Source organism: Treponema bryantii, from assembly GCF_036492245.1.
Lineage (GTDB): Bacteria > Spirochaetota > Spirochaetia > Treponematales > Treponemataceae > Treponema_D > Treponema_D bryantii_C.
In genome coordinates, this window is the sequence record NZ_AP025286.1 from 338,082 (window position 1) to 348,115 (window position 10,034).

Below are 10,034 nucleotides of genomic sequence, written 5' to 3' on the forward strand. Positions count from 1 at the left end.
GCCGAAAATAGAAGTTGAAGAATAATCTCTATTTAATAAAGTTTCTTTAGAAAAGTTATATAAGTTTTAAGTGCGCTGTAATTATGAGGTATAACTATGAAGAAACTAAGAATTATTTTATTATCAATATTTTCAATTCTCTTAACGGTATCCTGCGAGATAGGGCTGGGATCTTCTGTTGATACGGAAGCACCTGCTCTTTACATATTAAATCCTCCAGTTGATTCAATTATTCGTGATAGTTTCTTGCTAAGTGGAAGTTATACAGATGATGGAACTGTAGTTAGTGTTTCTGCAAAACTCCAGAGAACAGATGGAAGTACAAATATAATAAATCTTACAGGTACTGTAGAAGAAAACTCAGTAAAGCGTGGAACTGGAAACTGGAAAGTCACCATTTCTCCTATAAATGAAAAAGGAGAAACAGAAATTATTGATGGTACTTATCAGGCTAGTGTATACATTAAAGATGCAAGCGGCCATACAACAACACAAAATACTACATTTACAATTGATAATACCGCTCCAATAATGCTGCTTTCCAGACCTTCAACTATAGCAGAAGCTGGTAGAGTAAGTTTTGACTCTTACGGCCGAACATTTAGCATTGAAGGAAAGGCTGCTGATGACAATGAAGTTAGTAGAATAGAAGTAAATATTTATGAGAACCTTGATAGTGATACTCCAATAGCTAGTATTCCTTTAGATAATATTCCGTTAACTATTGAAAAAGAGATTGCCTCTTACACTGCCAATGAAGCAAATATCTATGCGCAGATTTATGGTCATACAGATGAAAATGGAGTTATTATTGCTGATGAAATAGGAGCTGTATCTCAACGATATTGTTCATTTACCATTTATGATAATGCACAGAGATTTCCTGTGGATGGCAGTGAGCAGACAGCAGATGATAAAAAAGGAAATAAAACTGAAGACTATTATATGGATTCTATTTTGTCTGAAGTTTTTCTAAATGAATATAATACAACAGAGCTCTATCATATCAAAAACGGAACTAAAAACATTACCGAAGCAGGTAAATTGAATAGTTCTGAGGTTTTAAAAAAACTTGCAGAAAATGCAGTTAATAAAAGTCAGTTCTCAATAAATCCGGCAAATAATCCGAAGTTTGTTGTTAGTTCGGTTAATATTCTTGATAGTGGAAAAGATATGTCTAACGATGTAGCATATCAGTTTTCTGCAGGAAACAGATATCTTGAAGTAGAAGTCAGTCCAGGACTTGATGGATATCTAATCATGCCCGATACTGTTGGAGTTTATTTGCAGGAATGTAATTCAACAGGAGTAATAGATAAAACAAAATCTCCAGTCACAATTATAAAACCAGGTAAAGAATTTCATATTGAAGATGAAAATACAGAACAGGAACTTCCTTTTGGCTCGGCTTTTATTTCACTTTCAGGAAAATCTTATAAGTTTAAAACAGTAAGAACAATTGACAGCTCTAATTACGATGTGCAAACAGAGAAATATTATGTCGTTGTTGTTGAAGGAAATGACTCTCAGGGTAAAGATAATGGTAAAATTATTTCTGAAGGTTTGTATGCTTTTAAACTTAAGTCTAACCTTGAAAAAATAGAAATAGATACAAACTGTTCATTAAATTATATTTCTCAAAATAAAGTTGCCTGGACAGAATATCCGGATAGCAAATTAAAAATAAATCTTAAATGGGGTGATTCAGCAACTCCTTATGCACTTTATCGTAAAGTTGATTCAAAAGATGCAGAAATTGAGCAGAAACTAAAAGCTATAACAGATTCACAAGATAGAGAATATACTGATGAATTAACTTATGAGCAGTTAAAAGAGTTAGGTTCAAATGGTGCTTTCCCACATAGTTTAATCTATTATATTAAGAGAACCACAGGAAATGAAGACAATGAAGTTATTTCAATTTATGCAACAGTAGTTCTTAATTATGATTCAACTGCCCCTGGAATCTCAAATATTCAGTTTACAAATGCTTATGAAAAAGTTAAAGAAACAAATAATAATGGGCTCGTTATAGAAGACAGTACATATTATTTGAACAACAAGGAAGGAAAAAAATACAGTATTTCTGGAATAGCAACAGATGATACAGGTATAAAATCTATCAAACTTGTAATACCTGGATTAGACTCGAAAACATCAACTTCTGCCCGATTTAGTTTTGCAGATTTGAATTTTGATAATATTTCGCCAGATGTAAACGATGGTGTAACTGCAGATATTATTGTTACTGATCTAGCTGGAAATCAGACAAAGAAAACTCTGAAAATCATTTTTGATAATAATCCACCCGTAGGCATTCATAAACTGGATGCGAAAGGAAAAGATATAGTATTCCGAATTGGAAATTATGATAATACAGAAGTTTCAACAAATGAAGATAAAGATATTGATGTTGGCGGAAAATATTCAAATCAAACTTATGGAAATTCAGAAACAGTAAAAGTACGTGGAGAATTTTCTGATTCAGGAAGCGGGCTTGATATGCTTTATTATAAGGTTTATCACACAAAGCCTGGGGAGACCGAATCATTCTATAAGAATTATGAAACTGAATGTGATGGTACTGTTGCTTTCCTCTCTGGAGATAAAATAATAAAGAAACGAGTTTTCTATACACAAAGTTATCAGAAAGATGGAACAACAATTTCTGTTGATTATGGAGAAGATAATATTGCAGGAAAATATTATCTGGATGATGTTGAATCAAATTTCTATGCACCAATATCAGGTCTTTCAGTAGGAGAGAATTATCTTGTTTTTGTTGCGGTAGATAAAGTTGGAAATTCAATTGTAGAAAAACCATATGATGAAAATAATTATTATTATCTCAATGTAGATACAGAAGGTCCTGAGATTATTGCAAATGACGATACAATACGATATTCAAATGCAACTCAAACTTTTAATTTGAATGGTTCAGTCCTGGATATTCCTGCTGGAATAGATACGTTAGAGGTTTATGCAAATATTTACAAAGAAAAGGGTGGTACAGAAAAAAAGAAAATCTCTTTCACTGTAAATCTTCAGCCTGATATTGCTTCATATCCAATAGATGTTTCTACAGAGGAAATTTCAGATGAGATAAAAGCAGAACGCTGTAAAACATGGAATGCAACTATCGATACTTCAAAACTGAAATATGATAATGGAGAAATTTATGAAGGTACAGTTTCTGTTTATGCAACAGCAAAGGATAAAGCAGGAACTGGCAATACAGCAACCATAAGTATTGGAACAATCATAATGGATTCAATTGCACCAGAAGTAACAATAAAAGTACCTTCTGATGCAGATAAATATACAGCTGGGGTTCAGGTAAATGAAAAAATCAGTTTAACCGGCACTGCAGCCGATGCAAAGGGGCTTAAAGAAGGAAACGGAAATATCATTCTTTATTATACAAGAAATGAAACCCTTGGTACAAAATCAGTTATTACATCAGCTGATATATGGAATGAATTAGCAACTCCTAATCCAGATCAGAAATTTGTTGAATTAAAGACCTCTGAAAATGAGAATAGCTGGACATTTAGTAATATAAATACAAATACTCTTAAGGAAGGATCTTCTGAAGAATCAACACTGGATGTATGGTTTGTTGTTGCTTCTAAGGATATAGCTGACAATGTAGGATATTCTGCACCATGCAAAGTTACTGTAGATCCTCAAAGTGATCGTCCTGTTATTTCTTTTACAAGTGGTCTTACAATAAAAGATGGCATTTGTGAGGCAAATCCTAGTTGGGTTAAAAATTCTCAAATTAGAGGAATCGTTGAGGATGATGATACCATATCAAATATGTGGTATTCCTTTGATTCAACAGAATGGATAAGTTGCTATGAAACAGGTTCATTAGAATTTACAATTAATCTTCCAACAGATGGAAGTAAGGATAATGAGCATAAGTTATATTTCAAAGTAAAAGAAGCTGGTGATACTATAAAAGAATTCATTACAAAAGCCGCTGCTTCTTCACAGGAGGCTCTATCTTCTCCAAAACTTCTTGCTCAGAAAGAGAATAATGAAGATGTGATTATAGGAAATTCTGATGGAAAATATGATTCAATTGTATATTTGAACATCGATCTTGTAGATCCAACTCTACCAGTAATAGCATATACATTAGATGATTGTTCTGCTGTTACAAATATGGAAGGAGTTATTATAAATGGAAATCAGACAAAAGATAGTGCAGATATTAAATGGAAAGATTTGGCTACTTCAATAGTAACTGGTGGACCATCAGAAAAACTTTATGTTCTTACAAAGGCTTGTGATGCTAATGGAATCAAATCAATTCAACTTTTATATGATAGTGTTGAAATAAATTCTATAAAATCAGAATCGGTAAATGATGGAAAAGAGCAGATTTCATTGTTCGAAATAGATATAAGCTCAATAAGTATTGCAGAAAAATCTATTACTATTATTGCTACTGATAACGCTGATAAGCCAATAAATAAAGGTTTTACAAATATCTGTATAGATAGAAAACCACCTGTTGTTTCTATAATAAATCCTTCTAAAAATGATTCAGTTTATGGTAATGAAGGTGTTGCAGATAATCGTGTTACAGTCAGTGGACGAGCAGATGATGATAATGGAATTGATAAGGTTTGGATGGCTATAACAAAATCTGAAACAGATATGCCTTCTGAGTATTACGATATTTCAACTGAAAATACCAATGCGATTGTCGCAGTATTTAATGGTGATGTAGATAATGTAAATAATCATAAAGATGAATGCTATCTGGAATTATTCAATTCGTATGTAAATGCTTTGTATGGCCAGGGTACAAGTTATAATGAATATAAGAAAGATGTTTGTCTCTGGATTTATGCAGTAGATAAACTGAATAACTCAGGAATTGAAACTCCTTCAAAGCTGCCTCTTGTTATCCTTACACAGGGGGATAAACCAGAAGTAGAAATATCTTATCCAAAAGAGGATATGACTCTTGGTGGAACAATAACCTTGGCTGGTTCTACAACAATTGCAACAGATACTGTCGAAGATGTATTCATACAGATAGATAAAGATTATAAGAATGGAGTATTCTCTGAAAACTGGGAAACTGAATTAAAGAGCTCTGAGAACTGGTCAAATGTTGGATACAGTATAGAATCAACAGGTCTTGAGGCCCCTTATGACCATGCAATAAAAGCGCAGGGGTCTCCTCAGAACTGGTACCTTACAACAAATTTACACAGCGAATTAAATAAGGCAGATAAATCTAACAGTATAATTGCGATTCGTGTATTAGCAGTTGGAAAGAATAATAGAAAGATAAGTGAAATAAAGGAGCTGCACTTTAATCTGGATCCTGGTTCTCCAATATTTGGTAACGTAAATAAAATGAGACTTGTCCAATTTGCAAATAATGCAGAGGGATCAGGAGACGAAACAGCCAGTATTCTATATACAGAGGGAATGTGGATTCAGGGAAAATGGTGGCTTACAGGTTCTGTTGAAGATGACAGTGGCATTGGTAATATTATTTTGACAGAAACAAATGAAACAGGAATAAATCGAACTGAAGACATAAAAGCAAAATCAACACCATTTGGTAATTCAAATTATATTATAAAAGTTCCGGTAGGAAGTCCTATTGGTTCAGAAGAATGTTATGGTCCAAACTTTAAGCTTTCTGCAGAAGAAGCACAGGGAGGAAAAACAACTGAGTACACAGTAAGTCTTAATTGTGATAACGAAGCTCCTCAGTTTGAAGCAACTTCATTAAGTGAGATTTCTGGTAATTCGATTATTCAGACAGAAGGAACTTATCAAATATCTGGAACATTTAATGATGGTCAGGGCAGTGGTTTTAAGAGAATTGTCTTCTATATTACAAGAGACATAAAAGTTGGAAATGATACTGTTTCATATCTCACTGATATTATGAAAGTACAGGGAACTTCTGAAAGTGGAATTCCAGAAAACTGTTACCAGCAGAGTGATTTTACTGTACCTCAGTCGAATACAGATCTTTACTGGAAAACTATTTCAAATTGTACAGCAAGTAATATGCATGTTACTCTTCCACAAGATATCCCGTCATTTGTTCATAATGGAAGTCTGTGTAGAATCAATAATGTAATGTATCTCATAAAATCAGTTGATACTGTTGAGAATACAATTATGCTGGATACAGCAATTGATTCCGGCACTGTTTCTGTTGATTTTACAATTGCTCAGGTTATTGATAATACTGTTTCAGAAACAGGACGAACAACATATTTCGGAGATACATCAAATAAGATTGCAAATGATGATGGAGATCAGATGGTTGAAAGTTACACAAAATCAACCAATGCATGGACAGTTGCAATAAATTCACAGAATATAAAAGATGGAGTTATTTCAATTCATTTTGTAGCTTTTGATGCAGCTGGAAATGCAACCTATAAAAATTACAGTGGAACTGTTTCGAATAACCGCCCAAGAATAGCAGGCGTAAAATTTGGAAGCGATGTAGACGGCAGCGGAACTGTAACTGAAAATGAAATGAAGACAATGTATTCTGGTTTATATAACCGAACAAGCCAGAATAAAGTTGAAAATGTAACAGTAAATGGTCAGTCTCCTAATGGAAATAAGATTTATAGTCTTGCACTTCCTAATGATGGAAACAGTATTTCTGTTTTGAGCGGAAATCCGATTCTAACAGTGAAAGGAAATGTTAAAATTATTCCGGAAATTGTTGGCGGTAACGATGGTTTAAGCTGGACATACTATGTTGGTGATAAGGATGATGCAAATATTATTAAGGACAGTAATGGTAAGAGAATAGTTACTCAAATGGCTTCTACCCATTCTGATGATATTCGTGAAGAAGAAACACCAATTGAATTAACAGTTTCAAATTTACATGGTATTACCGATGGTGCTAAGGATTTCCACTTCCAGATTTGGGATCATACATCAGGAACCGAAATAGGTTATAACAGCAACAGGGCTGATCTGTCCTTAAGATTCTATGTAGCTCTTAATGATGGAGAAGTGCCAACAGCATTGATAAAACCGTTCTATTGGGTAGATTCTTCAACAAACAGTATTTACTATGAATTAATTAATTCAAAGAAAATTTCTAAAGGGCATATAGAACTTGAAGCTGATTTGCCTTCTGATACATTTAAAGAAAAGACAGGGCTTCATGATAAAGATCCTAAGCTTTCTGGTATAGTTTATCTGGAAGGTATAGCAAAAGACAATGTTGCAGTAGATGAATTGTGGTTAAAGTTTACTGGTTTAACTGAAGATAATGATTTTATAAAAATAGCTGCTCGTGAAAAAGAAAATCCAGATACTCTTGGAAGTTGGAAAGCTTTAACAGATTTGCAGAACAATGGCATAAAATTTATTTCAGCAGATGAAGTTGTAGAAACTGAAGAAAATGGTCTTGATTACAATGTTGTTTATTGGAAGGTTGCCATAGATACAGCAAAAATTGACGGAATTGCAGATACAGACAGACAGATTCAGGTTATGGTAATGGATCGTGGTGGCTTGAACGAAGATGGAACCTTTGGAAAGAATCAGAAAGCATCTTCTGTAGAAAATCTATCCCAGACCTCAGTTTCAGCAGTTAAGTGGTCAGTTGCAAAAACTCAATCAACTTCTTTCTATCTCGATATGGATTGTACAACATTGATTACTCAAAAAAATAGTAAGACTTTAAGTGATGATACTACTGTTTATGAAGATAATCGCTCTCCTAGTTATAGAGTAGATGTCGTTCCTTATATTACTGGTATAACAACAAAACTTGGTAAATTAAAACAGAATAATCCAAGCGTTTATGGTAGAACAGCACTCGGTCATTATACTGTCAGTTCTGATGAGGAGATTATATTTGCAGGTTATAACCTTGGCGATAATACAACATTGGATATTTCAACACTCTCAAGTTCCGGTGCATATGATTTTGAGATAAATGGTGTAAAAGCTCTAAACAATGAAAACTATAATGATAGTAGAGGTTCATATAGTAAAACGGTAAATTTGAATGATAATCCAACAGGTGATAAAACAATTTATGATAACTACTACAACCGCCAGCCTAATGGTGATAATAACAATCTGCTTACAGATGATATTGTTTTTGATATATGGGGAATCAATAGTGAGGCCGGAAAGCCTAAGAGTGGCCCATTGTCACAGCCAGTTATGGCAATCAATCCAAAGAATAAACAGGTAGGATTTGCTTTTGCAAGTGGGCCTCTGAATTTTAGCATGGGTAGTCTTGATAAATCTTATGATGTCTGGGAACAGGGACTTGATTTCTGGACAAGTATAGGATTTGCCTATGATGCAAACGGAAATTCTTTTGGTACTACTGCAGGTGGGGATATTAATGGTAATCCGTCAGCTGATGCATTTGGAATATTTACAAGCAGATGGGGCAAAGGCTTTTATGATCAATCTTATGGACATAATAATGGAACAGGACAGTTAAGAATTGAACTTGTAGGTCAGGGAGAGTCTACAGATGGTTCAACTTTTGATGGAAATAATATCAATAAGGAACGAATACAATCCTCATCAATAGCTACAACTGTTGCGAACGCAACTGCTACTAGTACAACAGTTTATCTTGCTTACTATGATGCAATAAATGAAGAAATTCGATTTAAGTGGGGTATTTTAGAGAATGCTACTAATAAAGTGCGAAGTAAAAATAATCTTTTCTATGATTATTATGGCCCTACCTCTGTTTCTGGTGATGCAAAGACAGATAATTCAGAAGGAACAAAGTCATTGACAGGATCAAAACTTGTTAAGGACTTACCGTATACATTGGAGTATGTTTCTTTAATAGCAGGACAGACAAAAAATAAAAAAACGTTCTACAAAGGATCTGATAACAAGAATCATAATTACCAGGCAAATACAGCTGTAATGACCAGAGAAGGAGCTCCTGTACATGCCGGACAATATGTAAGTATTGCTGCAAGAAAGGGTGCTGGAAATACTTATAATATTGGTACTGAACAGGAACCAGTCAGTTTTACAGATGATCTTGTTGTTGCTGTATGGTATGATGCAACGAATAATCAGATGCTTTATTCTTATAATAAAACACCACAAAAAATTACCGCACCAACATATAAAGGTGATAATACATATTTGGGTAAAAATGAAGATGGTTCAGATAAAGGTATAGATTCATTCTCACAGGCTGCAACTGGTTGGAGTACACCTGTTGCAATATTTGGCGAAGGAAACGGTATCGGTGAATATTGTAAGGTTGTAATAGATGGTGAAGGCAATGTCCATATTGCATGTTATGATAATGGAAATGCAGATGTCTGGTATGCATATCTGGACAATTTTGATGCACCTGCAAGTGCCAAAACTTGTATTGTAGATTCTTATGGTATTGTTGGAACAGAATTAAGTATTGATGTTGCTATAAAGGATTCTAATCCTGTTCCATATATCAGTTATTATGGAAGCAGCTGTGCAAGACCAAAAGTTGCATATTGGGCTTCTGAAGAATCTATAGCTGATGTAAGTTCTATTTCAGGTGCAGAAGATGAGAGCTTTACAAAGAATTGGGAAGTAAGTGTCATTCCTAGTAACAGTAAAATTTCTATAGATCATATAAATGTAGGTGTATGGAAAGATAATTCAGGAAATCTGACTTATTCAACAACTGATGAAAATGTACCAAATGGTATAACTCCAGGTTCGGCAGGAGCAAATGTTGGTAATTCCACTGCAGCAAATAGTAATGGAATGATTTACGGTAACGGATCAAAGAATCCTATTCTCGGCTACGCTATAACAAAGGGAGCGGGTGGCTTCATCGAAACCGCCCAAATGAAATAACTGAACGGTCCGCCGATTCAAGGCGGACCTCTGTATTTATAATAAAAAATTCTCTTTTACAGATTTCAAACCTGTGCTAAAATAAAATCGAAATAATGTATATTATTTCAGACGCTTTATGCCGATACTATATAAGTATAGTTGTCGCTTAAAGGGTAATAAAAAAGTTCTAACTCATC

At 34.0% G+C, this 10,034-nt stretch carries 1 protein-coding gene; it reads left to right on the plus strand.

Annotated features, from left to right (window positions below; genetic code table 11):
• Positions 1-96: 96 nt before the first annotated feature.
• Positions 97-9,855, plus strand: coding sequence for a hypothetical protein (locus tag AABJ44_RS01885; protein ID WP_338370238.1), 9,759 nt, complete (start codon positions 97-99; stop codon positions 9,853-9,855).
• The last annotated feature ends 179 nt before the right edge of the window (positions 9,856-10,034 follow it).